This window comes from Enterovibrio norvegicus FF-33 (assembly GCF_000286835.2).
GTDB classification, from domain to species: domain Bacteria; phylum Pseudomonadota; class Gammaproteobacteria; order Enterobacterales; family Vibrionaceae; genus Enterovibrio; species Enterovibrio norvegicus_A.
Genome location: NZ_AJYD02000040.1, coordinates 16,837 through 41,460 on the forward strand (window position 1 = coordinate 16,837; position 24,624 = coordinate 41,460).

At 47.4% G+C, this 24,624-nt stretch carries 21 protein-coding genes; 10 read left to right on the forward strand and 11 right to left on the reverse strand.

The window, feature by feature from the left end:
- Nucleotides 1-174: 174 nt before the first annotated feature.
- Genes yidC through rpmH form a run of 4 tightly spaced genes read right to left on the reverse strand, consistent with a single transcriptional unit; the run spans nt 175 to nt 2,528 of the window.
- Nucleotides 175-1,794, reverse strand: a complete 1,620-nt coding sequence (gene yidC, locus A1OO_RS22515; protein WP_016961803.1) for a membrane protein insertase YidC — start codon at nt 1,792-1,794, stop codon at nt 175-177.
- Between the two features lie 2 nt (nt 1,795-1,796).
- Nucleotides 1,797-2,057: a membrane protein insertion efficiency factor YidD gene (gene yidD / locus A1OO_RS23180; RefSeq protein WP_083248064.1), complete on the reverse strand. Its 261-nt coding sequence runs from the start codon at nt 2,055-2,057 to the stop codon at nt 1,797-1,799.
- Nucleotides 2,021-2,380: a ribonuclease P protein component gene (rnpA, locus tag A1OO_RS22520; protein ID WP_026024076.1), complete on the reverse strand. Its 360-nt coding sequence runs from the start codon at nt 2,378-2,380 to the stop codon at nt 2,021-2,023. Before rnpA ends, yidD begins: the two co-directional genes overlap by 37 nt.
- Nucleotides 2,381-2,393: 13 nt before the next feature.
- On the reverse strand, nt 2,394-2,528 hold the full coding sequence (gene rpmH / locus A1OO_RS22525) for a 50S ribosomal protein L34 (RefSeq protein WP_002540783.1): 135 nt from the start codon (nt 2,526-2,528) through the stop codon (nt 2,394-2,396).
- 539 nt (nt 2,529-3,067) lie between these two features.
- Between rpmH and dnaA the strand changes: the two genes are divergently transcribed.
- Genes dnaA through gyrB form a run of 4 tightly spaced genes read left to right on the forward strand, consistent with a single transcriptional unit; the run spans nt 3,068 to nt 9,079 of the window.
- Nucleotides 3,068-4,456, forward strand: a complete 1,389-nt coding sequence (dnaA, locus tag A1OO_RS22530) for a chromosomal replication initiator protein DnaA (RefSeq protein WP_016961801.1) — start codon at nt 3,068-3,070, stop codon at nt 4,454-4,456.
- A 1-nt stretch (nt 4,457) separates the two neighbouring features.
- The gene (gene dnaN / locus A1OO_RS22535) at nt 4,458-5,558 is read left to right on the forward strand and encodes a DNA polymerase III subunit beta (RefSeq protein WP_016961800.1); all 1,101 of its coding nucleotides are present in this window, start codon (nt 4,458-4,460) and stop codon (nt 5,556-5,558) included.
- Nucleotide 5,559: 1 nt separating this feature from the next.
- On the forward strand, nt 5,560-6,642 hold the full coding sequence (gene recF, locus A1OO_RS22540) for a DNA replication/repair protein RecF (RefSeq protein WP_016961799.1): 1,083 nt from the start codon (nt 5,560-5,562) through the stop codon (nt 6,640-6,642).
- A 19-nt stretch (nt 6,643-6,661) separates the two neighbouring features.
- Nucleotides 6,662-9,079: a DNA topoisomerase (ATP-hydrolyzing) subunit B gene (gyrB, locus tag A1OO_RS22545; protein ID WP_026024077.1), complete on the forward strand. Its 2,418-nt coding sequence runs from the start codon at nt 6,662-6,664 to the stop codon at nt 9,077-9,079.
- Nucleotides 9,080-9,460: 381 nt separating this feature from the next.
- Here the strand turns inward: gyrB and A1OO_RS22550 are convergent, their stop codons facing one another.
- The 3 genes from A1OO_RS22550 to glyQ form a co-directional block, all read right to left on the reverse strand.
- Entirely contained in the window at nt 9,461-10,711 is a 1,251-nt protein-coding gene (locus tag A1OO_RS22550) for a valine--pyruvate transaminase (RefSeq protein WP_017005039.1), read from the reverse strand.
- 286 nt (nt 10,712-10,997) lie between these two features.
- Entirely contained in the window at nt 10,998-13,079 is a 2,082-nt protein-coding gene (gene glyS / locus A1OO_RS22555) for a glycine--tRNA ligase subunit beta (RefSeq protein WP_017005040.1), read from the reverse strand.
- A 1-nt stretch (nt 13,080) separates the two neighbouring features.
- A complete protein-coding gene (glyQ, locus tag A1OO_RS22560; protein WP_016961795.1) occupies nt 13,081-13,998 on the reverse strand; it encodes a glycine--tRNA ligase subunit alpha in 918 nt (305 codons plus the stop codon).
- Between the two features lie 364 nt (nt 13,999-14,362).
- On the opposite strand from glyQ, the gene A1OO_RS22565 reads away from it, so the two are divergent.
- Nucleotides 14,363-14,920, forward strand: a complete 558-nt coding sequence (locus tag A1OO_RS22565; protein ID WP_017005041.1) for a TMEM165/GDT1 family protein — start codon at nt 14,363-14,365, stop codon at nt 14,918-14,920.
- 97 nt (nt 14,921-15,017) lie between these two features.
- Nucleotides 15,018-15,281, forward strand: a complete 264-nt coding sequence (locus A1OO_RS22570) for a hypothetical protein (protein ID WP_017005042.1) — start codon at nt 15,018-15,020, stop codon at nt 15,279-15,281.
- 57 nt (nt 15,282-15,338) lie between these two features.
- Here the strand turns inward: A1OO_RS22570 and tusA are convergent, their stop codons facing one another.
- Complete coding sequence (tusA, locus tag A1OO_RS22575) at nt 15,339-15,584, reverse strand: sulfurtransferase TusA (protein WP_026024078.1); 246 nt, start codon at nt 15,582-15,584, stop codon at nt 15,339-15,341.
- Nucleotides 15,585-15,979: 395 nt separating this feature from the next.
- Here tusA and A1OO_RS22580 point away from each other — a divergent pair, with 395 nt between their 5' ends.
- Nucleotides 15,980-16,921, forward strand: coding sequence for a LysR family transcriptional regulator (locus A1OO_RS22580; protein WP_017005043.1), 942 nt, complete (start codon nt 15,980-15,982; stop codon nt 16,919-16,921).
- A 53-nt stretch (nt 16,922-16,974) separates the two neighbouring features.
- Here A1OO_RS22580 and A1OO_RS22585 read toward each other — a convergent pair whose 3' ends face one another.
- The 3 genes from A1OO_RS22585 to fadB all read right to left on the reverse strand — a co-directional run bounded on the left by A1OO_RS22585 (nt 16,975) and on the right by fadB (nt 21,513).
- Nucleotides 16,975-17,955, reverse strand: a complete 981-nt coding sequence (locus A1OO_RS22585; RefSeq protein ID WP_016961776.1) for an MDR family oxidoreductase — start codon at nt 17,953-17,955, stop codon at nt 16,975-16,977.
- 196 nt (nt 17,956-18,151) lie between these two features.
- Nucleotides 18,152-19,315 carry an acetyl-CoA C-acyltransferase FadA gene (fadA, locus tag A1OO_RS22590; protein ID WP_016961775.1) on the reverse strand — a complete coding sequence of 388 codons (1,164 nt, stop codon included), beginning with the start codon at nt 19,313-19,315 and terminating at the stop codon, nt 18,152-18,154.
- A 32-nt stretch (nt 19,316-19,347) separates the two neighbouring features.
- Nucleotides 19,348-21,513, reverse strand: coding sequence for a fatty acid oxidation complex subunit alpha FadB (fadB, locus tag A1OO_RS22595; protein ID WP_016961774.1), 2,166 nt, complete (start codon nt 21,511-21,513; stop codon nt 19,348-19,350).
- Between the two features lie 260 nt (nt 21,514-21,773).
- On the opposite strand from fadB, the gene A1OO_RS22600 reads away from it, so the two are divergent.
- From A1OO_RS22600 to hemG, 3 genes are read left to right on the forward strand one after another with little or no spacing between them, the layout of a single operon-like run.
- Nucleotides 21,774-22,400: a YigZ family protein gene (locus tag A1OO_RS22600; protein WP_016961773.1), complete on the forward strand. Its 627-nt coding sequence runs from the start codon at nt 21,774-21,776 to the stop codon at nt 22,398-22,400.
- A gap of 43 nt (nt 22,401-22,443) precedes the next feature.
- Nucleotides 22,444-23,901: a TrkH family potassium uptake protein gene (locus A1OO_RS22605; RefSeq protein WP_016961772.1), complete on the forward strand. Its 1,458-nt coding sequence runs from the start codon at nt 22,444-22,446 to the stop codon at nt 23,899-23,901.
- Nucleotides 23,902-23,919: 18 nt separating this feature from the next.
- Complete coding sequence (gene hemG, locus A1OO_RS22610; RefSeq protein ID WP_017005044.1) at nt 23,920-24,444, forward strand: menaquinone-dependent protoporphyrinogen IX dehydrogenase; 525 nt, start codon at nt 23,920-23,922, stop codon at nt 24,442-24,444.
- The last annotated feature ends 180 nt before the right edge of the window (nt 24,445-24,624 follow it).

Here is a 24,624-nt window from a genome sequence, read left to right on the forward strand (position 1 = left end):
TGCTGATGAAAAATGTTGCTAGTGTAACCCCAAACTTCTCCAATATGCAGGTTTCAGCATCAATCTCGCTGATAGTGCATTGATGAAATGTGGAGATCCAATCGAGATAAAAAAGGCCTATGGACATAAACGAAGAAAGGCGGCCAATGGCCGCCTTGTCATCATTCGTTACCACTACTTACGGCTGTGAAGGCCTTTCTTCTCGAGCGCACGATAGATCAACGTTTGCTGGATAAGTGTCACGACGTTCGACACCAGCCAGTACAGAACAAGACCTGCAGGGAACCACAGGAAGAAAACGGTGAACATGACAGGCATGAACGTCATTATCTTCTGCTGCATTGGATCCGTTACTGTACTAGGGCTCATCTTCTGAATCAGGAACATAGATGCACCCATTAGAAGTGGCAGCACATAGTATGGATCTGGCGCCGACAAATCTTGAATCCACAGCATGAACGGAGCATGACGCAGTTCTACAGATTCCATTAACGCCCAATAAAGCGCGATGAAGATTGGCATTTGCAGGATAAGTGGAAGACAGCCACCCAACGGGTTAACTTTTTCCTTCTTATACAGCTCCATCATCTCTTGGCTCATGCGTTGGCGGTCATCACCAATGCGCTCACGCATCTCAGCCAATTTTGGCTGCAGCATACGCATTTTTGCCATTGAGGTGTACTGCGCTTTGGTCAGCGGGTACATGGCACCGCGGACGATAAACGTCAGGATGATGATCGCAACACCCCAGTTACCAACAAAGCCGTAGATGGTTGCGAGTAACCAATGCAGCGGGCTCGCAATGAACCATAACCAACCATAATCAACGGTAAGATTAAGATTCGGCGCGGTGGCTTCCATTTGGTCCTGAAGTTTAGGACCTACCCACAATGTTGCATCCATGGTGGTTGTTGTACCTGGTGCAATGGTGGTGGTTGGATAGCGAACACCGATAAAGCCTTGACCATCGCTGGTACGGGTATACAAGTTTGCATCACCGTCAGCATGAGGTATCCAAGCGGCAACAAAGTAGTGTTGCATCATGGCGGCCCAGCCGTCTTTAGAGATAGTCAGGTTAAGGTTCTTATCCTGCATATCATCGAAGCTGTATTTTTTGTATTTGGTGTCATCGGCTGAATACGCGCCACCTGTGTATGTCGGCATGGTCAAACTACCACCGTCATCCATCAGATTTTGTTTCAGCTGAGCATACATTTGAACCGTGGCTGCTTTATCGCTTTTGTTGTCGATAGTGTAATCAACATCAACTGCGTAGTTGCCGCGTTTCAGGATGAATGTTTTGGTGTAAGTAATGCCATCTTTCACCACTGTCATCGGTACACGCAATTCATCTTGGCCGTTGGCCATAGAGAAATCAGTGCCGTTTGTGGTGAATTCAGCGCGACCTTTAAGGGTGTCGATACCGTCAGGACCAATTAGGCCACTTTGAGCAACGAAAACATGATTAGGCTGATTTTTCAGTAGTAGGAACTTGTCTTTCGAATCAAATTCCGCGTCATACTTGTTCAACTCGGCACGGACAATGTCACCGCCTTGTGTGTCAACGGTCAGCGTCAGCACGTCACTATGGAGGGTGATAAGCTTGTTAGAGACGGAATCCTGCGTCAGAGGCTGAGACGCATCTGAGCCGGCAGGTACATCACCACTGTGTTGTGCTTGCTGTGTTACGCCCTGACCCTGTGGTTGAGGGTTGTTAGTTTCGTTCCAGTTGAGATACAACATGAATGAAACAAACATAAGGGCAATCAACAGGATATTACGTTGAGAATCCATTGCTAATTGTCTCGATTGTTAGGATGACGCGGGGGCACAGGATCGTACCCACCATGATTAAGAGGATGGCATTTTAATAAACGTTTGCTCGCTAACCAACACCCTTTTGCAACACCGTGATGGTTGACCGCTTCTATGGCATATTGTGAGCATGTCGGCGTGAACCGACAGCGAGGCCCTAGCAGTGGGCTAATGAGGAGTTGGTACCCGCGAAACAGCCCTACGACTATTTTTTTCGCGGTGGTTGAGATAAACGTTGCCATAACTTATCGAGCAGCATTCTCAATTCTTCGTTACTGAGCTCGTTAGCACTTTTCTTTGCGATCACAACAAAATCCTTCGCTGGCAGCGAGTGCTGACGCAGACGAAAACTTTCGCGAACGAGACGCTTAAAGCGATTACGGTCAACGGCAAGTTTGATTTGTTTTTTTGGCACAGCCTGACCTAAACGTGGACGGTCAAGAGTGTTTTTGCGGGCAAGTATAGTTAAGTGTGGCGAGCCAGCGCGATGAGGTTGCTGGAAGACAGAGTTGAAATGTTCGGGAGTTAACAGACGTAACTCCCGAGAAAAAGCTAGCTTATTCACTAATCAATAAAGATTATTTTGAAAGCTTGCTACGGCCTTTCGCACGGCGAGCGGCGATTACCTTACGACCGTTCTTAGTTGCCATGCGCGCACGGAAACCGTGAGTGCGCTTACGCTTTAGAACTGAAGGTTGAAAAGTGCGTTTCATGGTTTCTACCTTAAATTACTGATCAGTTTTTAGGTTTGTTAACCCGACGTGGGACAAAGTCCGACGCCTCTCAACAAAGAGGGCGGATTGTAAACATTGACTGAGTTATAGTCAATCGTAAAACCACGAATGGTTTTACAACACTCCGGGCGCGCAATTATACGTGGTCATCTGTTAATCGCAAGGATCCTTTATCGATCTTATCCACTTTATTCTGTGTGTTAGCTGTGATGTTCGCGAGGTAATAAAGGTATAACTCGGGCATAACTTTTTTAGCGTGATCTATATAGAAGAGATCAACCGAGATTCACAGTGGTACACGGCGTTATTTAGAAGATAGGATCTTTGCCCATTTATTCCACTTTTGCATAATTCTGTGAGTAAGTAGGGGGTCAACTGTGTTGATCGGCGAGTTAAATGTGCGATCTGTGTGTATAACTTAGATCTTATTCACTGCAAAAGGGATCTTCTCGCTAGCGATCCTCGTCGTAGAAGTATAAAATTGCTTCCCTTTTCTTTTATCAAGTGTGGAGTCAGACGTGTCATCTTCGCTTTGGTTGCAGTGCCTTCAGCGCCTTCAAGAGGATCTCCCTGCAACAGAATTCAGCATGTGGGTTCGACCGCTTCAGGCGGAGTTAAATGACAATACCTTGACTTTGTTCGCGCCAAATCGTTTCGTTTTAGATTGGGTTCGCGATAAATACCTGAATAGTATCAATCAGTTATTGAATGAGTTTTGCGGTAATGACGTGCCCATGCTGCGCTTTGAAGTCGGCAGTAAACCTGTCGCATCCGTGACACGACCGAGTCAGCCTGTTGCCCCCGTGCCAGCTGCACCCGTCGCAAGACCTAGCGTAGGCCGTACTTGGGAGCCTGCGCCTTCACCGGTTCAATCTGACGCTAACCATCGCTCAAATGTTAACCCTAAACACAAGTTCACCAACTTTGTTGAAGGTAAATCTAACCAATTAGCACTGGCGGCAGCTCGCCAAGTGGCTGATAACCCTGGCGCTGCGTACAACCCGCTTTTCCTATATGGCGGTACAGGCTTGGGTAAAACGCACTTGTTGCACGCGGTGGGTAATGCCATTAGCGATCGCAAGGCAGATGCACGTGTGGTTTACATGCACTCAGAACGTTTTGTTCAAGATATGGTGAAAGCACTACAAAATAATCAGATTGAAGAATTTAAGCGCTACTACCGCAGTGTTGATGCGTTGCTGATTGATGACATCCAATTTTTTGCCAATAAAGAGCGTTCTCAGGAAGAGTTTTTCCACACCTTTAATGCGCTTCTCGAAGGCAACCAGCAAATCATTCTGACGTCTGATCGTTACCCTAAAGAGATCAATGGGGTAGAAGACAGGTTAAAGTCCCGCTTTGGTTGGGGTTTGACCGTTGCGATTGAGCCGCCAGAATTAGAAACACGCGTGGCGATTTTGATGAAGAAAGCGGAAGGGCATAACATTCGTCTGCCTGATGAAGTGGCGTTCTTTATTGCCAAACGTCTGCGGTCTAATGTTCGTGAGCTCGAAGGTGCGCTTAACCGCGTGATAGCGAATGCTAACTTCACCGGTCGTGCCATCACCATTGATTTTGTTCGTGAAGCCCTACGTGATTTGCTGGCTTTGCAAGAAAAGCTCGTTACCATCGATAATATTCAGAAGACAGTCGCTGAGTATTATAAAATCAAGATGGCGGATTTATTATCCAAACGTCGCAGTCGCTCTGTTGCACGTCCTCGTCAGGTCGCGATGGCCTTGTCGAAAGAGCTGACAAACCACAGTCTTCCTGAAATTGGTGATGCATTTGGTGGCCGAGATCATACTACGGTACTTCATGCGTGCCGAAAGATTGAACAGCTGCGCGAAGAAAGCCACGATATAAAAGAAGATTACTCAAACTTGATCCGGACTCTGTCGTCTTAATATGAAATTTATTATTACTCGTGACCAATTTTTGAAACCCTTGCAACAGGTCTCTGGTGCGCTAGGGGGACGTCCAACGCTGCCGATCCTTGGCAACATTCTATTGAAAGTACAGTCCGGCCAGTTGTCGATGACTTGTACTGATTTGGAAGTAGAATTGATTGCTGCGATTTCGCTAGATGGCGAATCAGAAGATGGTGCAGTGACAGTACCTTCCCGTAAGTTCCTCGACATCTGTCGCGGCTTACCAGATAGCGCGCCGATTAACTTCTTGGTGGAAGGTGACCGCGCTGTTATCCGTTCAGGGCGCAGTCGTTTTACTTTATCAACCCTACCTGCCTCTGATTTCCCTAACATTGAAGATTGGCAGAGCAGTGTCGAATTCACTGTTGAGCAAGGCAAGTTGCGTCAGTTGATTGAAAGCACCTCGTTTTCCATGGCTAATCAGGATGTACGTTACTTCCTAAACGGCATGTTATTGGAAACGGATGGCACAACATTGCGCTCAGTCGCGACAGATGGTCACCGTATGGCTGTCGGTATCACTGCACTGGAAAGCGAGCTCGAAAATCAGCAAGTTATTGTCCCTCGTAAAGGGGTGACAGAGTTGATGCGTCTTCTTGATCAGCCGGAAGCGCCCGTTACCATCCAGATTGGTAGTGCAAACATTCGTGCTCAGGTGAATCAGTTTATCTTCACCTCTAAGTTGGTTGATGGCCGTTTCCCTGATTACAGACGCGTGTTGCCGCAATCATCAAACAAAACGATGGAAGCGGATTGTGACGAACTACGTCAAGCGCTGTCTCGTGCCGCCATTTTGTCGAATGAGAAATTTCGAGGTGTTCGTCTTAATTTAAGTAACGGGCAACTACGCATTTCTGCGCATAACCCTGAGCAGGAAGAAGCGGAAGAGTTCGTGGATGTGAATTACCAGGGCGACGATCTCGAGATCGGCTTTAACGTTAGTTATGTGATTGATGTACTCAACACGCTGAAGTGCGAGCAAGTGCGTTTCTCAATGACAGATGGAACCGCGAGTACGCTGGTTGAAGATGCTAGCCGTGATGATGCCATGTACGTGGTGATGCCGATCCGTCTTTAATATGGCACTGTCCAGATTATCTATTCATGATCTGAGAAATATTGAAGCCTGTGACCTTAGCCTGTCATCAGGCTTCAATTTTCTTGTTGGTCCTAATGGCAGCGGAAAAACCAGTGTACTAGAGGCGGTGTATTACCTTGGTCATGGTCGCTCTTTTCGCAGTCCGTTAACGGGACGTGTTATCCGATATCAGCAAGATAGATTGGTCGTGCACGGTCGTGTTACCAATCCCGATACCGATGCCTTGTTGCCCGTAGGGCTTCAAAAATATCGTGACGGTTCTACCGATGTGAAAATCGGCGAAGAAAAAGGGCAAAAGCTGGTTCAGTTGGCTGAAGTGCTACCGATGCAACTTATCACCCCTGAAGGGTTTGAGTTGCTGACTGGTGGCCCTAAGTTTCGTCGGTCGTTTATCGATTGGGGCGTGTTCCATGTGGAACCTCAGTTTTACCCTGTTTGGTCTCGTGTTAAACGGTTGACTAAGCAGCGCAATGCGCTATTAAAAACAGCAAGAAGCTATCGCGAGCTGAGTTATTGGGATGCCGAGTTGGCACCACTAGCGAATCAAATTGATCAGTGGCGACGCGAGTACATTAGTAAGTTGGCTGAACGCGCATCGACATTGTGTCAGGCTTTTTTGCCTGAATATGAAATTAAGCTGAGTTATACACGAGGCTGGGACAAAGACACCGATTATGCTGAATTGCTGAAAGATAACTTCCTTCGCGATCAACAACTCGGTTATACCGTCAGTGGTCCACATAAGTCTGATTTACGCCTGCGTATAAATAATACGCCAGTGGAAGATGTGCTCTCTCGAGGGCAGCTAAAACTGATGGTATGCGCCTTGCGTCTGGCGCAAGGGCAACAGCTTACCGAAGACAAAGGTAAGCAATGTATTTATTTGATAGATGACTTTGCGTCGGAGCTGGATAGTCAGCGTCGGGCGCTCTTGGCCGCGCAGTTAAAGGCCACAGGTGCTCAGGTATTTGTTAGTGCCATTAGTGCCGATCAGGTCGCTGAAATGTGCGACGAAAATAGTAAGATGTTTCATGTGGAACACGGTAAAATAGCCGCAGAATAAAATAAGCGAGAGTAACTCAATGTCCAACAATTACGATTCATCGAGTATCAAGGTACTCAAGGGTCTGGATGCGGTAAGAAAGCGTCCGGGGATGTATATCGGTGATACTGACGACGGTACCGGTTTGCACCACATGGTCTTTGAGGTCGTCGATAACTCTATCGATGAAGCTCTCGCTGGTCACTGTAGCGATATTTCGGTAACTATCCATGAAGATGGTTCAGTATCCGTTAAAGATGATGGTCGCGGTATTCCTGTCGATATCCATGAAGAAGAAGGCGTGTCAGCGGCTGAAGTTATCATGACGGTACTTCACGCGGGTGGTAAGTTCGATGACAACTCTTACAAGGTATCAGGCGGTCTTCACGGCGTGGGCGTGTCAGTGGTTAATGCACTGTCTGAAAAGCTTGAGTTGACCATTTGGCGTCATGGACATATTTATCAGCAAATTTACGTTCATGGTGTGCCACAAGCACCATTAGCGCCAATTGGTGATACGGACGAAACGGGAACTCGCATCCGTTTCTGGCCAAGTGACCAAACCTTTACTGATCTTCTCTTCCATTATGACATTCTGGCTAAACGCTTACGCGAACTGTCATTCTTGAACTCTGGCGTATCAATTCGTTTGAACGATGAGCGTGAAGAAGACAAGCATGATCACTTTACCTATGAAGGTGGTATTCGCGCATTCGTAGAGCACTTGAACCGCAACAAGACGCCAATTCACCCATCTGTGTTTCATTTCGAACATGAGCGTGAAGATGGTGTGACGGTTGAAGTTTCAATGCAGTGGAACGATGGCTTCCAAGAGAATATCTACTGCTTTACGAATAATATTCCTCAGCGTGATGGTGGTACTCACCTTGCCGGTTTCCGAGCAGCGCTGACCCGTACGCTTAATAGCTACATGGAAAAAGAAGGCTACTCGAAAAAAGCCAATGCCGCGACGTCTGGAGACGATGCGCGTGAAGGTTTGACTGCGGTTGTTTCGGTAAAAGTGCCTGATCCTAAATTCTCTAGCCAGACCAAAGACAAACTGGTGTCTTCTGAAGTGAAGTCAGCGGTTGAGTCGGCAATGAACGAGAAATTGGGTGAATTCCTAATTGAAAGCCCACAAGACGCCAAGATTGTCTGTAGCAAAATCATTGATGCAGCTCGTGCTCGTGAAGCCGCGCGTAAAGCACGTGAAATGACTCGCCGTAAGGGCGCGTTAGATCTGGGTGGCTTGCCAGGTAAGCTTGCTGATTGCCAAGAAAAAGACCCTGCACTTTCTGAACTATATATTGTGGAAGGGGACTCTGCTGGCGGTTCAGCCAAGCAGGGACGTAACCGTAAGAACCAAGCTATCTTGCCTCTGAAAGGTAAGATCTTGAACGTTGAGAAAGCACGTTTCGACAAAATGCTTTCTTCTCAAGAAGTGACCACACTCATCACGGCCATGGGCTGTGGTATTGGTCGCGATGAATACAACCCAGATAAGCTGCGTTATCACAGCATCATCATCATGACCGATGCCGATGTCGATGGGTCGCACATCCGTACGCTACTGTTAACCTTCTTCTATCGCCAGATGCCTGAGCTGATTGAGCGTGGTTACATCTATATTGCTCAGCCGCCACTTTACAAAGTGAAGAAGGGCAAGCAAGAGCAGTACATCAAAGATGATGAGGCGATGGAGCAATATCAAGTTGCGCTGGCGCTTGAAAATGCGTCTTTGTATGTTAACCAAGATGCGCCTGCACTTGGCGGTGTCGCTCTTGAGTCACTGATCAAGCAATACAATGGCGTGATGAAACTAATCGCACGTATGTCACGTCGTTACCCATCAGCCTTGTTGAATGAGTTGGTTTACCAACCGCGTTTACCTGTTGATTCATTGCAAGACGAGTCAGCGGTACAAGCATGGATTGAAAAAATCGCTGCAGTACTGAATAAGAATTCGTCGGGTGAAAGCCAATACAGCTCAGTGGTTAAATTTGACGAAGAGCGCAACGCCTACCAACCAGAGCTGGTCGTTCGTACCCATGGTGTTGTTCATGAGTATCTGATCAGTTATGACCTACTCAATTCAAAAGAGTACGGACGTATTGCTGATTTGGCAGAAGCGCTTGATGGTCTGCTTGATGACACAGCGTACATTCAACGTGGCGAACGTAAGCAGCCGGTTAAGAGTTTTGCTGACGCACTTGCATGGCTTATTAAAGAATCGAACCGAGGTCTTTCTCGTCAACGCTATAAAGGTTTGGGTGAGATGAACCCTGATCAGCTTTGGGAAACCACGATGGATCCAGAGTCACGCCGTATGTTGCGTGTAACGATTCAAGATGCAGTTGCCGCGGATGAATTGTTCACTACCCTGATGGGTGACCACGTTGAACCACGTCGTGCATTTATTGAAAACAATGCGCTTAAAGTGGCCAATTTGGACGTGTAGACACGTCGAGCTACGTAAAATCTGAGTACCTAACGCTGCTTATGCGGCGTTTTTTTTGCGTAGCGTTATGTGGTGATGCAAGTACATGAAAAATATAGATATAACTTCATTCTGAATGTTTGGACATCTACATTCGAGTGAAATTGTGTAAGAAAGGCATCTTCTATCACTTCATGATATTTATATTCTAATCGTGTTTTGGCTAAATGATTGATGAGACTTGATGGGGGTTCTGTGTTCATCGATGTTTCATTGAGCGAGGGCCAAAGATAGACAGGGTTTGAAACAATAAAATGCCCGCACGATTGGCGGGCTATGTATTCAGAACATCTGATGGTATCAATTGAAGATTAATTGTTCCACGTGAAACATCACCTTGGGTTAGGATTCGCTATATGCTTTTTCAATCTCTTCTTTTAGGATTTCTACCCCACGCTGTATCTTCTCATCATCCTGAACATAGTTCATTCGCAAGCACTCGTGAGTATGGCTCCAATCAATTTCTGATCCGATAAAGAAGTATTCCCCAGGTACAATAAGTAAGCCACGTTCCTTTAATCGGCGATACAATTCTTTGGTTGTGATTGGTAAACCTTCAAACCATAGCCATAGGAAAATCGCGCCTTCGGGTTTATGAATTTTGAACCTTGGGTCGGGTATTGCTTGTTGAAGTAGTTCGATACTTCTCAATGCTTTTGCATGATAGAAGGGCTTTATTACATCCTTACTCAGACGCAGTAGATCACCAGACTTGATCATTTCTAGTGCGAGTGCTGGGCCAACACCACACGGAGATAGGCTCACAATACCATTGATGTTGGTTAATGCTGTGATGGTCTCTTCGTTCGCGATGATGATGCCACAACGCACACCGGGCAGTCCGAGTTTAGATAGGCTTGAGCATAATATGGTGTTGTCATTCCAAAACGGCTTAACATCTTCAAAGATGATGTTTGGGAAAGGAACACCATAAGCATTGTCGATGATAAGCGGAATGTTGTGCTTACGGGCAAGCTTATCAAGCTCTTCTATTTCTTCGTCTGTGAGCACGTTTCCTGTTGGATTCGTTGGACGTGAGGCGCATATCGCACTGATCGAATCATCGATCTCAAGTGCTGAAAAATCGACATGGTACTTAAACTGGCGATTGTCTAGGTACTCGATAGTCGGTTTTAGGCTCGTAAAAATATCAGGGTCTAAACCAGCATCGGCATAGCCAATATATTCAGGTGTCAGAGGCAGAAGTATCTTCTTAAAGCTACCATCATCATATTTACCACCGAACAGATTGAACAAGTAGAAAAATGCACACTGGCTGCCGTTAGTGAGCATGATATTTTTGCTGCTTATCTGCCAACCAAACGTCTTATTGAGAAGCTCAGCCAGCGCTGCGATAAACTCAGTCTTTCCCTGCGGGCCATCATAATTAGAGAGGGCAGCAACAAGCGACCCATCTTCTAGCATTTTTTGGCTGAGTTGTTCGAAATGCTCAATCATCTCAGGAATAGCGGCTGGGTTTCCGCCACCTAGCATAATGGCATCAGGGTTTCTTAGGCCGTCGTTCAGGTCATCCATCAACTGGGTTATACCTGAGTGTTGGGAAAATTTTGTCCCGAAAGTTGAAAACTGCATACCTGTAAGACCTTTCGTTATATCAATTCAATCCTTGTGTTATAGCAGTCAACATACAGTAATCAGTGCACAAAATGAACGTGCAAATTTGGCTGAGTTTTATCGAGGATATGAAGCGATGAGTATCATTCGGCCGTGGACTTCTCGGTGGTAATGTTTCACGTGGAACATTGAATGTGAAACGAAAGTGTTGATGTGCGATAGATAGAAAAAAGCCCCGCGAGAGCGGGGCTAGATTAGCGTATTAAATCGACTAACTTGTGCAGCGACTTAATCTGTTTTTCGTCTATTTCTGCAGTAAAGAGATGTCAGCAACATTCATAAATTGACTACGTAAGGTACTTAGCAAAGCAAGACGGTTCGCTTTAAGCGCTTCATCTTCTGCCATTACCATCACGTTATCAAAGAAGTTATCGACAGGCTCGCGAAGGTCAGCCAATTGTGTCAGCGCCGTTTGGTAGTCACCAGCAGCAAACATCGGCGCTAGGTCGTTAACCAATGCAGTGACTTTTTCAGCCAATGCCTTCTCTGCATCTTCTACTAGAAGGTTTGCATTGATAGACGCGGGTAGCTCACCGTCAAATTTCGCGAGGATGTTACCAACACGCTTGTTTGCAGCAGCCAAAGACTCAGCAGCTTCCAGTGAACGGAAGTGAGTCACGGCCTTAACGCGCTGGTCAAAGTCAGCCGGTTGCGTTGGGCGTCTAGCAAGAACAGCTTGAATTACATCAACGCTATGACCTTCATCTTGATACCAGGCGCGGAAACGACCCAGCATGAAGTCGATAACCTCAGACTCAACGTTGTCGTTAGTCAGGCGGGTGCTTCCGTCTTCTTTTTCAAAAAGAGACTTTGCTTTCGCCACAAGGTCGACCAGATCGAGACCGTAACCGTACTCAACGATAATACGAAGCACACCCAGTGAAGCACGGCGAAGTGCAAACGGGTCAGATCCTTTAGGCGCTTGTCCAATACCGAAAATACCAACAAGGGTATCAAGCTTATCTGCCATAGATACTGCGGCAGACACACCATCGCTTGGCAGATCATCGCCAGCAAAACGCGGCATGTATTGCTCGTTCAGCGCAACTGCAACTTCTTCAGCTTCACCGTCATGACGCGCATAGTGCATACCCATCACGCCTTGTGTCTCGGTAAACTCAAAGACCATTGAGGTCATCAAGTCACACTTAGACAGCAGGCCTGCGCGCTGCGCTTTTTCGACATCGGCGCCAATCTTGTCAGCGATGTAGCCAGCAAGCTCAGTGATGCGGTCAGTCTTGTCTTTAATGGTACCAAGCTGCTTCTGGAAAATAGCGGTTTCCAGTTGTGGCAGGCGATCAATCAAAGGGCGTTTGCGGTCAGTATTAAAGAAGAATTCTGCGTCAGCGAGGCGAGGGCGAACGACTTTCTCATTACCTTCGATAACATGACGAGGTTCTTTCGATTCGATGTTTGAGACGAAGATAAAGTTCGGCAGCAGTTGCTTGTCTTCGCTATAAACAGGGAAGTACTTCTGATCGCCTTTCATGGTGTAAACCAATGCTTCAGCTGGAACCTTCAAAAATTCTTCTTCGAAGGTTGCAGTCAGCACTACTGGCCACTCAACCAAGGAGGTGACTTCTTCGACCAAGTCATCTTCGAGGTCGGCGATACCACCCACTAATTCTGCGGCTTTCTTTGCATCGGCAATGATGATGGCTTTACGTTTGTCGTAGTCCGCCATGACTTTACCGCGCGTCTCCAAAATCTCTGGGTACTGATCGGCATTGTCGATGGTGAACTCCGCTTCACCCATAAAACGGTGACCGCGGATAGTGCGGCTCGACGCCACTCCCATAATGCTGCCTTCGATCAATTCGTTGTCGAGCAGAATGGTTAGGGTTTTAACCGGACGGATGAACTGGGTGTCTTTGTCACCCCAACGCATTGGCTTGGCGATAGGCAGGTTAGCCAGTGCCTTATCAGCCAGTGCTACCACGATAGATTTAGTGTCTTGGCCTTTCACGTCTTGTTTGAACAGCAGCCATTCGCCTTTGTCAGTTTTCAGACGTTCGGCTTGGTCAGCGGTAATTCCACAACCACGCGCCCAGCCTTGAGCGGCTTTGGTCGCGTTTCCTTCGGCATCGAATGCCGCAGAAACGGCAGGGCCACGCTTTTCAACTTGCTTGTCAGCTTGTTGCTCAGCCAGCGCTGCCACTTTCAATGCCAAGCGGCGAGGAGAGGCAAACCACGTAACGCCTTCGTGCGTCAGTTCAGCGTCTTTAAGCTCTTGCTCAAAATTCGCTGCAAAGGCTTCTGCCAGTGTACGAAGTTGTGTTGGTGGTAACTCTTCAGTACCTAACTCAATCAGGAAATTCTTTGCCATTTTACTTCTCCTCATCCTTTTTCAGCATCGGGAAGCCAAGCGCTTCACGAGAGGCGTAATACGCTTCAGCAACAGCTTTAGTCAGGTTGCGAATTCGTAGGATGTAACGCTGACGCTCAGTCACCGAGATGGCCTTGCGTGCGTCGAGAAGGTTGAATGCATGACCCGCTTTTAGAATGCGCTCATAGGCAGGAAGCGGCAGTGGCTTCTCAAGCTCAAGCAGGGTTTTACATTCTTTTTCGCACTGGTCGAAGTAAATGAACAGGAAGTCCACATCAGCGTGTTCAAAGTTATACGTCGATTGTTCAACTTCATTTTGATGGAAGATGTCGCCATACGTGACTTTGCCAAATGGGCCATCTGTCCAAATCAGATCGTAGACAGAATCTACATCTTGAATGTACATCGCCAAACGCTCTATGCCGTAGGTGATTTCACCTGTAACAGGCTTACACTCTAGGCCGCCAACTTGTTGGAAGTAAGTAAACTGTGTCACTTCCATGCCGTTCAGCCACACTTCCCAACCAAGACCCCAGGCACCCAATGTCGGGTTTTCCCAGTTGTCTTCTACGAAGCGGATATCATGTACTTCTGGATCAATGCCCAAAACACGTAACGAACCCAAGTACAGCTCCTGAATATTGTCAGGAGACGGCTTCATGATGGTTTGGAACTGATAATAGTGTTGCAGACGGTTAGGGTTTTCACCGTAACGGCCATCAGTCGGACGACGTGAAGGTTGAACATAGGCTGCTGCAATTGGCTCGGGGCCGATAGCACGCAGACAAGTCATTGGATGAGAGGTGCCAGCACCTACCTCCATGTCGAGAGGTTGTACGATAGTACAACCTTGTTGGGCCCAGTAATCCTGCAGCGCGAGGATCATGCCCTGAAAAGTTTTAACGTCGAATTTATGCATCGTCAGGTTCGCGCGGTTATGTAAATGAATGGAAAATAACACGAGATTATAACGCGCTAAACGAGGGATAAGTAGCGCTGATGGCGGTTTTTTGTCCGTCTAACGTTATAGGAGCGACGGAACTCGAAAGGGAGAAATTTAGGGCATTGAGTTTTTGAATGATTTGACGATAGAATGCGCGCGCTCTTGGGGAGTAGTCTCTCGCGCCAGCGAGGCCATTATCAACATATTTGAAGCCCATCTTCATGGTAATGGCGACATACGACAACGTAGGTTTGACGAGACCAATGACACATCACACGAACCGGGCGGGGCGTGAGATCTGTCATGGTTATCGATAATAAACCCTGCCCCGGAAGACAGTATGAGCGTTCTAGCAATCTCTATCACCACTGTCGCATTGGCGGAAATTGGTGATAAAACACAACTCCTTTCACTGCTATTAGCAAGCCGTTACCGTAAACCTGTACCTATCATTCTTGCCATTTTGTTTGCCACCTTGTTGAACCACGCCATAGCCGCTTGGTTAGGTGTTGTTGTGGCAGACTATTTAACGCCGGACGTATTGCGTTGGGTGCTGATCGCGAGTTTTGCGGTAATGGCACTTTGGATTTTGATCCCGGATAAACTGGATGATGATGAAAACCCATCCAGTAGGGGTCCGTTTGTGGCCAGCTTTATTGCTTTTTTTATCGCTGAAATTGGTGACAAAACCCAGGTGGTGACCACAGTGTTAGGGGCACAAAATAGCGATGCGCTGACAATGGTGGTGATTGGTACAACTCTCGGAATGTTACTGGCTAATGTGCCAGTCGTGCTTCTGGGTAAAAAAGCCGCCAATGCATTGCCACTAAATGTCGTACGGTATGTTACGGCGGGTCTGTTTGCTGTGCTTGCAATAACCACATACGCAATGGGGTAGACACAGAACAGTAATGGAATATGTGAGTCTTTCGACAATCAAATTGCATGTTTAATGGTAATTTGAAACAGGTTAAATGGTGATTGAGGAGCATGTTATGGACAGGTTTCAAGTGATCAGCCCCAAAAGCCAGTTATGGCTGTTTCACGTTGCATTAGTCTTGAATATCCTGGGTATGGTTTTAACAGACATGTGGCTACCCATGGTTGTTGGTGCCATAGTAACCACTTACTTATCGGTTGATGCAATGATACGTGTTCGCTATGTGTTTCCCTTGAAAAAGGCGATTCGAGAGCTCGAACATGAGAACGCCTTGTTAAGGCAAAAAATCAGCGATGTTCAACAGACGCCACCCTACTGACAAACAGAAAAAAGGCAGCCAATGGCTGCCTTTTTTATGGGCGTTTCGTGATATTTGCTACAAACCTTTGCGGATCAGATATCGGTAAGGGAGCGTATCTGATTCTTGTGCAATCAGTGTGTGATCCATAAAGCGACAAAAGCTTGGGATATCACGAGTGGTAGACGGGTCATCTGCGGTCACCAGCAACGTTTCACCGTCAGACATATTACGGATTGTCTTCCTGACCATCATGACAGGTTCAGGACAGCGCAGACCTTCTGCGTCTAAAAGGTGATCCGGACTTCCAAATTCTGAATTCATTTTCTCGCGTCACACAAAAAACATCGACCTGATCATACTTATGAAGAACAAATAATCAACAGGGCTTGGAATTGTAAAAAACCTGTGTAGATTAATTAACAAGTTGTTAACGAAGGTGCTCGATATTACTGAGCAAAGCGAAGCAGCTTGGCTAACTCACTCATCGACTACACTCACTACCCAGTTTTCTTGGGCTTCCCCGCTTTAATGCGGGATTTTTTTACCTGTTACTTTTGCCTCTTGCTTTAGCAATCGTGCAGAAACGATAGGCAATAAATAATCTCGGTATCACTCAGCGCTTCATGGTGTTTTCTGGCAAAGCTTACCACCACATTTACCGATATCAACGCGTTGGTCAGGTATAATCGCTAAACATACCATTTGTTAGGCTGCCTATGGAACTTGAAGATATCTATCGCCGTGACCTTAACTTGCTTATCGCGCTTCGCGTGCTGCTTGAAGAAGGAAGCGTAAGCAAAGCGGCTATTCGTTTGAGCTTGAGTCAGTCTGCGATGAGTCGAGTACTGGGGCGCTTAAGAAACTTAACGAATGATCCGCTGTTTACAAGACACGGTCAGCAGCTTATACCCACGCAGAAAGCGCTAGAGCTTAATCAATCGTTGACCGTGCCATTAGATGCGCTGCGAACCGTGCTATCCCCTGAAGAATTTGACCCGGCTAAATGCGCGCAAAAATTTAAAATTGCGACGACGGATTATGCAATGCAAACTATCTTGCCATTTGCTTTGCCGCGTATTTACGAAGAAGCGCCGGGTTTGTCGCTAGAGTTTGCACCGCTTCACCATGAACAGTTGGTGCGTCAATTGACTACCGATGGCTGTGATATGGCTATCTGCCGTCCAACAGGCAGAGTAGACCCATTACAATCTGACACCCTCGGCTTGGTGAGTGTGTTTTGCTTAGTAGCAAAGCATCATCCATTGGCGGATAAAACACTGACATTGGATGACTACTTATCCTACCCACATGCAGTGATTGCCATCAGTGATGGTGTAAAAGCTCTGATTGATACTGCATTGCGTGGTCATCCAGCGCCAAAACTCGCACTTCGCGCTTATCATCTTGAAGCGGCTATCGCTATGCTTGATAGCCTTCCTTTGATTATTACGGTGCCCGCTGATCTAGCCTATTTGGTGGGGGATAAGCATGATCTGGTGATCAAGCCTTTACCGTTTGAATTTAAACCTTTTGATTATTCGTTGATCTGGCACCCAAGATCGGATCATTCGGCTTCTCAGATCTGGCTGCGGAATTTGATTAAAGAAGAGTGCGGCAGGCTGATATCTAGTCGGATAAAAGATATGGGCTTGGGGTAAACGTAGAAAAAAAAACGGAGCACTAGGCTCCGTTTTTTTGTATGGAAAGGGTATTACAGCTTAATCACGACGCGTCCGGTGATCTGACCGAGGGTGATCGCTTCTGCTGCCTCTGCAACTTCTTCGAGTGAAATTTCGCGGCAGCCTTGGTCGTAATAACTTGCTGGAAGCAATTCGGCGATGCGCTTCCATGCTTTTTGGCGACGCTCATATGGTGCGTTAACCGAGTCCACACCCAACAGTTTTACACCACGTAGAATGAATGGCATCACGGTTGTAGGGAGATCGAAGCCGCCTGCCAAACCACAAGCTGCAACAGCGCCGTCATAGTGAGTTTGCGCCAATACTTTTGCCAGCATCTTGCTTCCGACGGTATCAATGGCACCTGCCCATAGTTGTTTTTCCAGCGGACGAGCTGGTTCATCAAACTCACTGCGTTCTGCAATGCGTGATGCACCTAGTGATTTCAGCCACTCACCGTTTTCACTAGCACGACCTGTTACTGCCGCTACTTGATAACCAAGTACGCCAAGCAGAGTAACAGCAACTGAGCCTACGCCACCACTTGCGCCAGTTACCAATATCTCACCTTTTTCAGGTGTAATACCGGCATCTTGAAGGGCTTGAACACACAACATGGCAGTAAGGCCTGCTGTACCAATTTTCATGGCTTGATCGCCAGACAATGCTTCTGGAAGAGGCACCAACCAATCAGCATTTAAACGCGCTTTCTGCGCCATTCCGCCCCAATGGCCTTCACCTACACCCCATCCGGTGAGAACGACTTTTTGACCGACGGTATAGCGAGTGTCTGATGATTCGGCAACAGTGCCGGTTAGATCAACGCCCGGCACCATAGGGAAATCGCGGACGATTCGCCCTTTACCTGTGATCGCAAGGCCATCTTTGTAGTTCAGCGATGAATAGTCGACGTCGATAAGCACGTCGCCTTCAGGTAGTTGGCTGACATCAAGTTGTTGAATCGATGCGGTGGTAACTTTGTCTGCTTGCTCTAGTACAAGTGCCTTAAACATGGCGAGTCCTCCGGAAAGGGGAAGAAAAATAGAAGGTTATCAATATGCCTACAGTGTAGAACCAAATAGGCCATGAAAATAATGAAACTAACTCATCTTATCTATGCGTTCAGTGCATATATAACAAAAAGACAGAATGAGAAATAGAAAAGCCGGAGAAATTTCCCCGGCTTTTTGTGTTTGGTGAGGGTGGCGTTTAGACGCGTTCGAAAACAGTCGCGATGCCTTGACCCAAACCGATGCACATGGTCGCAAGGCCCATTTCTACATCATTGTGTTCCATTAGATTGATAAGCGTAGTCGAGATCCGCGCCCCAGAGCAGCCGAGCGGGTGACCGAGCGCAATGGCACCGCCATTGAGGTTCACTTTCTCATCGACCTTGTCGAGTAGGCCGAGATCTTTGGCACATGGCAATGATTGCGCAGCAAAGGCTTCGTTTAGTTCAACCATGCCGATATCGTCAATGGTTACACCAGCACGCTTTAATGCTTTGTGGCTAGCAGGAACAGGACCGTATCCCATGATAGACGGATCGCAACCAGCGACTGCCATTGAGCGAATACGTGCACGAATTGGCAAACCGAGTGCCTTGGCTCTCTCTTCGCTCATCACCAACATGGCGGCAGCGCCGTCTGATAGAGCCGAAGATGTACCTGCTGTGACGGTACCATTTACCGGATCAAACACTGGGCGCAGACCCGAAAGGGTTTCAACCGTTGTCGCAGGGCGGATAACTTCGTCGTTTTCCATCAGAATCAAACCGCCTTTGTCATCATGGCCTTCGGTCGGCATGATTTCATTTTTAAAGCGGCCTTCGAGTGTAGCTGCATAAGCACGTCGATGTGAACGTGCGGCGAACTCATCTTGCTGCTCGCGGCTAATGCCATGAATGCGGCCAAGCATTTCTGCAGTCAAACCCATCATGCCTGCGGCTTTGGCAACGGACTTTGACATCCCTGGATGGAAATCAACACCGTGGGTCATTGGGACATGACCCATATGTTCAACACCACCAATCAAGCAAACATTGGCATCACCGACCATGATGGCACGTGTGGCATCATGCAGGGCTTGCATGGATGAACCACAAAGACGATTGACGGTTGTTGCGGCAACCGAATGCGGAATGCCTGCCAGCAGCGCAGCATTTCGAGCAATGTTGAAACCTTGCTCTAGGGTTTGTTGCACACAACCCCAATAGATGTCTTCAATCTCGGTGGGGTCGAGTTGTGGGTTTCGGGCTAGAAGAGATTGCATTAGGTGCGCAGATAAATCTTCCGCACGAACATTACGGTATGCGCCGCCTTTTGAGCGACCCATTGGGGTTCGAATACAATCGACAATCACGACGTTTTTCATGGTGTTTCCCTCTTAATCTTGATCCGTATGGGTTAGGCTGACTGTCGTTGGGCATCGTAATACCCTTCGCCTTGGGTCGCTTTATCGCGAAGGCCTTGTGGTATTTCATAGGCCGGACCAAGGTCTGCCAGTTTGTCTGCCATTGCGACGTAATTTGCCAATCCAATCGTATCCAGATAGCGGAAAACACCACCACGGAATGGAGGGAAACCTAAGCCATAGACCAGTGCCATATCTGCTTCTTGTGGAGTGGCAATGATACCTTCTTCTAGGCAGCGAACGACTTCATTGATCATGGGCACCATCATGCGATTGATGATTTCTTCATCGCTATAATCTGTGTTTTTGCCAACCACGGTAGACAGCAACGGCGATACTTCCGCGTCCACGTCTTTCTTTGGTTTACCTTTTCGATCTATCGAGTATTGATAGAAACCCAATCCGTTTTTCTGCCCAAAACGTTGTTGCTCGAACATGACGTCAACGCCGTCGCGATAATCTTTCGCCATACGCGTTGGGAAACCCTCTGCCATTACCGCTTGGGCATGGTGAGCGGTATCAATGCCTACCACATCCAACAGGTATGCCGGTCCCATTGGCCAACCGAATTTCTTCTCCATCACTTTATCTATCTTGGTGAAGTCAGCGCCATCACGAAGCAATAAGCTAAAACCGGCAAAGTACGGAAACAGTACACGGTTGACGAAGAAGCCCGGACAATCGTTAACAACGACTGGGCTCTTGCCCATTTTGGCAGCGTAAGCAACAACGCGAGAAACGGTTTCGTCTGACGTGTCTTTCCCGCGAATCACTTCGACCAACGGCATGTGGTGAACGGGGTTGAAGAAGTGCATACCGCAGAAGTTCTCTGGACGCTTTAACGATTTGGCGAGCAAATCGATAGGAATGGTAGAGGTGTTCGACGTGAGTACGGCATCTTCGCTGATCAAGCTTTCAACTTCACTTAAGACGGCGGCTTTGATTGTCGGGTTTTCGACCACAGCTTCTACGATGACGTCAGCTTGCTCAATACCCGCGTAATGCAGGCTAGGCGTAATAGAAGCAAGAACGTCTGCCATTTTTGAACCATTAATACGGCCACGCTCTAGCTGTTTGTTGAGTAGTTTTGAGGCTTCCTTCATGCCCATCTCCAGCGATGATTGACTAATGTCTTTCATCAATACCGGAACGCCACGACTTGCGGATTGGTAAGCAATGCCGCCACCCATGATGCCCGCGCCCAATACGGCGGCGTGATGAGTCTCTTTCCCTTCTTTCGCCGCTTTTTTGGCTTTAGACTTTAGGAATTGGTCGTTAAGGAACAGGCCAACCAAAGCTTGGGTTACAGGACCTTTTACGAGTTTGACGAAGTGTTTGCTTTCAATCAGTAGCGCTTCGTCGCGATTTGCGCGGGATGCTTCTTCTATCGCAAGGACGGCGGCCATTGGGGCGGGATAATGCGCGCCTGCAACTCGCGCCACCATACCTTTCGCCATGGTGAAGCTCATGGTTGCTTCCATTTTGTTAAGCTGAAGCGGCGCTTTTTTCTGTTCGCGGCGTTTTTCCCAATCGAGCTTGCCGTCAATGGCTTGTGTAATGAGTCGTATAGCTGCATCACGTAAATCATCAGGTGCGGTGACTGCATCAACCAAGCCTAGTTTGAGAGCAGCAGGGGCTTTGCTTTCTTTACCTGCCGTGATGAGTTCCATGGCGGTATCGGCACCAACGAGGCGTGGCATACGAACGGTGCCACCAAATCCTGGGATGATGCCTAGCTTGGTTTCAGGCAGACCAATACGCGCCGTGGTATCGGCGATACGGAAATCTGTCGACAAGATACATTCACAACCGCCGCCAAGTGCAAAACCGGCGATAACAGAAACGGTCGGGAAGGGAAGATCTTCGATTCTTGAGAAGACACTGTTTGCATCAGCAATCCATTGTGCTAGATCTTCGTCAGGGCTTGAAAACATGTCCAAGAACTCAGTGATGTCTGCACCGACAACGAAGGTCGACTTGGCGGATGTCAGCAAAAGACCACGTACATCTGTTTCTGATTCGAGTGCGCTTAGTGCATCCGCTAGGCTTTTTAGCGTCGCACGATCAAACTTATTGACGGAACCTGGTGCGTCGAGGTTGAGTTCCGCGATGCCATCTTCCAGATAGCGTACGGACAGAGTGTCACCTTGGTAAATCATGTTCTATCTCCGTATTGCCAGCTCTGCGTCTGGTATTTGGTTTACCGTTAAGTAGGGATTCGATCTGGTAAGACCAGCTTTCACTAGTCTGAGCCGCACCAATCGAAAAGGCAAATAAAATGTTAAACGATTGTTTGAATTTTGTGTTTGATCTATATCTCATCTCGCGTGAGAGGGTATGGTGTCCTACAAAAGCAGTTAGCAATGAAAGGACGTTACTGTGTTAAAATCCCGCGCCTTTTCAATGATAGGTCTTTGAAATGAATATCACCCCTTATCTGATCCCTGCGAGTGCGGTGGTGTCGGAAGAGGAAATAAAAAAAAGCCGCTTTATCACTTATCTTGCACATACCTCGGGCATTGAAAGTGCAAAATCCTTTGTGGCAGAAATTAAAGCCAAACATGGCGATGCGCGTCATAACTGCTGGGCGTTTGTCGCAAGTCGTCCTGAAGATTCGATGTGTTGGGGGTTTAGTGATGATGGTGAACCCTCTGGAACGGCGGGGAAACCTATCCTTGCACAGCTCACAGGAAGTGGAGTTGGCGAGATCACCGCAGTGGTTACGCGCTATTATGGTGGGATCAGGTTAGGTACTGGTGGGCTGGTTAAAGCGTACGGCGGAGGGGTTCAACAAGCCCTCGCAATACTGACAACAAATGAAAAGGCAATTACGGTTCAGTTCACACTAAGCTGTGAATACACTCACATTGCCTTGATTGAATCTATATTGGCATCCCATAACGCGGTTCAGGTTAGTACTGAATTCAGCCATAATGTGTTGATGACAGTGGAAGTGGATGCACGGAGTGCCGATCAGATGGCGAGTGAGATTGTAAATCGTACTCGTGGTCAGGTAAGTGTGGCCGGGCTAAATAATAACTCATGATTCAGGTCTACACCTGAATACAAGGATTGAGCCCTCTTAGGCTATGCAATTTCGTTCAATTATCCGAATCGTCGGGCTTCTCCTGGCACTATTTAGTATCACCATGCTGGCGCCAGCAGTGGTGGCATTTATCTATCGTGATGGCGAAGGTTTTCCTTTTGTTCTCACTTTCTTCCTACTTCTTGCTGGTGGTGGTTCGCTGTGGTTTCCAAACAGAGGCTATCGGCATGAACTAAAAGCTCGAGATGGCTTTCTTATTGTTGTTCTATTCTGGACAGTTATCGGTAGTGCGGGTTCCATTCCCTTTATGCTCTCTGAGCAGCCCAATATGTCCGTGACCGATGCTTTCTTTGAATCCTTCTCAGGACTGACAACCACGGGGGCGACGGTCATTGTCGGCCTTGATGATTTGCCAAAAGCTGTACTCTTTTATCGTCAGCTTCTGCAATGGTTTGGTGGTATGGGTATCATTGTGCTGGCAGTGGCTATTTTGCCTGTGCTGGGTATTGGTGGCATGCAGCTTTATCGGGCTGAAATTCCTGGGCCAGTTAAAGACAGTAAAATGACGCCGCGTATCGCTGAAACAGCAAAGGCGCTCTGGTATATCTATCTGGCGCTCACGATATCGTGTGCTGCGGCCTATTGGTTGGCTGGCATGTCGGTGTTTGATGCCATTAGTCATAGTTTCTCGACGGTGGCTATTGGCGGTTTCTCAACGCACGATGCGAGTATGGGCTACTTCAATAGCTCAGCAATCAACTTCATTACTGTTTTCTTCCTCTTTATATCTGCATGTAATTTCTCTTTGCACTTTGCGGCGTTTGCCAGCGGTAAGCTACATCCTGGCTTCTACTTTAAAGACCCTGAATTTAGGGTCTTTGTTGCTATCCAAATCATCTTACTGGCGATTGTTTTTGGCATGTTGATGGATCATGGGACCTATGACTCAGAGTTTGAGGCGTTTAACCAAGCTATTTTCCAGACCGTGTCTATCTCAACGACCGCGGGATATACCACGACCAGTTTCGCTGAGTGGCCACTATTCCTCCCTGTGTTACTTCTGTTTTCCTCTTTTATTGGAGGATGCGCCGGTTCTACTGGAGGTGGAATGAAGGTAATCCGTATTCTGCTTTTATCCCTTCAGGGGTCTCGAGAATTAAAGCGATTGGTTCACCCTCGCGCGGTTTACACCATTAAAGTGGGAAGCAAGGCTCTGCCGCAACAAGTTGTAGATGCTGTTTGGGGATTCTTTTCCGCTTATGCATTGGTGTTTGTGCTTTGTATGTTGGCATTGATTGCGACGGGGATGGATGAATTAACCGCTTTCTCCGCGGTTGCAGCAACATTGAATAACTTGGGGCCGGGTCTGGGTGAGGTAGCTGTTCATTTTGGTGATGTGAATAGCAGTGCTAAATGGGTCTTGATTGTGTCGATGCTGTTTGGGCGACTTGAAGTATTTACGTTACTGGTCCTCTTTACCCCTACATTTTGGCGCAGCTAGCGTTTAATAGGAATTTATATGAAAAAGGCACTTCTTCTTCATTCAAGCCGCGAAGGGCAGACGGTTAAGATCCTGCACTTTATCGAAAAGGAATTAGCGGGTGACTATCAGTGTGAGCTGGTGGACTTGCATGAGATACCAAATGTGAATTTGGCGGATTACGATAAGGTACTTATTGGCGCATCTATTCGCTACGGGCACTTTAATAAGAAGCTTTACCGCTTTATTGATAATAATTTTTCTGCATTGAAAGCTTCTAACGCTGCATTTTTCTGTGTAAACCTCACGGCGAGAAAGCCAGGAAAGGACACGCCAGAAGGAAGTGTCTACGTACAGAAGTTTCTCAAGTTATCGCCGTGGCAGCCAGAAACAATAGATGTATTCGCTGGTGCACTCTATTACCCGCGTTACCGGTTGTTCGATCGCATCATGATTCAATTCATTATGAAGATGACTGGCGGCGAAACGGATTCTAGTAAAGAGGTGGAATACACCAACTGGGACCGTGTGAAGCAATTCTCAAAGCGTTTTGGTTCGCTTTAACAGCGTTTCGTGTGAAAAATGAACGAACAACCTGTTTTAGATAAAAAACCGCAATAAAGCCCTTGCCAAGATCTCAAACCTCCCTATAATGCCGCCTCACTGACACGGAGCGCGGCGCTAACTAAGGCATTGCACACCCAATCAGTACGGCGAAAACGGCTTCAAAACTGAATGGAAATA

Coding starts and splice junctions, on each gene's coding strand:
- yidD (WP_083248064.1), bottom strand. CDS start 2,057: ATGGCAACGTTTATCTCAACCACCGCGAAAAAAATAGTCGTAGGGCTG.
- A1OO_RS22550 (WP_017005039.1), bottom strand. CDS start 10,711: ATGCAGTTTTCAACTTTCGGGACAAAATTTTCCCAACACTCAGGTATA.
- fadB (WP_016961774.1), bottom strand. CDS start 21,513: ATGATTTACCAAGGTGACACTCTGTCCGTACGCTATCTGGAAGATGGC.
- A1OO_RS22580 (WP_017005043.1), top strand. CDS start 15,980: ATGGAACTTGAAGATATCTATCGCCGTGACCTTAACTTGCTTATCGCG.
- rpmH (WP_002540783.1), bottom strand. CDS start 2,528: ATGAAACGCACTTTTCAACCTTCAGTTCTAAAGCGTAAGCGCACTCAC.
- A1OO_RS22585 (WP_016961776.1), bottom strand. CDS start 17,955: ATGTTTAAGGCACTTGTACTAGAGCAAGCAGACAAAGTTACCACCGCA.
- A1OO_RS22565 (WP_017005041.1), top strand. CDS start 14,363: ATGAGCGTTCTAGCAATCTCTATCACCACTGTCGCATTGGCGGAAATT.
- A1OO_RS22605 (WP_016961772.1), top strand. CDS start 22,444: ATGCAATTTCGTTCAATTATCCGAATCGTCGGGCTTCTCCTGGCACTA.
- glyS (WP_017005040.1), bottom strand. CDS start 13,079: ATGGCAAAGAATTTCCTGATTGAGTTAGGTACTGAAGAGTTACCACCA.
- tusA (WP_026024078.1), bottom strand. CDS start 15,584: ATGAATTCAGAATTTGGAAGTCCGGATCACCTTTTAGACGCAGAAGGT.
- hemG (WP_017005044.1), top strand. CDS start 23,920: ATGAAAAAGGCACTTCTTCTTCATTCAAGCCGCGAAGGGCAGACGGTT.
- recF (WP_016961799.1), top strand. CDS start 5,560: ATGGCACTGTCCAGATTATCTATTCATGATCTGAGAAATATTGAAGCC.
- fadA (WP_016961775.1), bottom strand. CDS start 19,315: ATGAAAAACGTCGTGATTGTCGATTGTATTCGAACCCCAATGGGTCGC.
- A1OO_RS22570 (WP_017005042.1), top strand. CDS start 15,018: ATGGACAGGTTTCAAGTGATCAGCCCCAAAAGCCAGTTATGGCTGTTT.
- A1OO_RS22600 (WP_016961773.1), top strand. CDS start 21,774: ATGAATATCACCCCTTATCTGATCCCTGCGAGTGCGGTGGTGTCGGAA.
- dnaN (WP_016961800.1), top strand. CDS start 4,458: ATGAAATTTATTATTACTCGTGACCAATTTTTGAAACCCTTGCAACAG.
- gyrB (WP_026024077.1), top strand. CDS start 6,662: ATGTCCAACAATTACGATTCATCGAGTATCAAGGTACTCAAGGGTCTG.
- yidC (WP_016961803.1), bottom strand. CDS start 1,794: ATGGATTCTCAACGTAATATCCTGTTGATTGCCCTTATGTTTGTTTCA.
- glyQ (WP_016961795.1), bottom strand. CDS start 13,998: ATGCATAAATTCGACGTTAAAACTTTTCAGGGCATGATCCTCGCGCTG.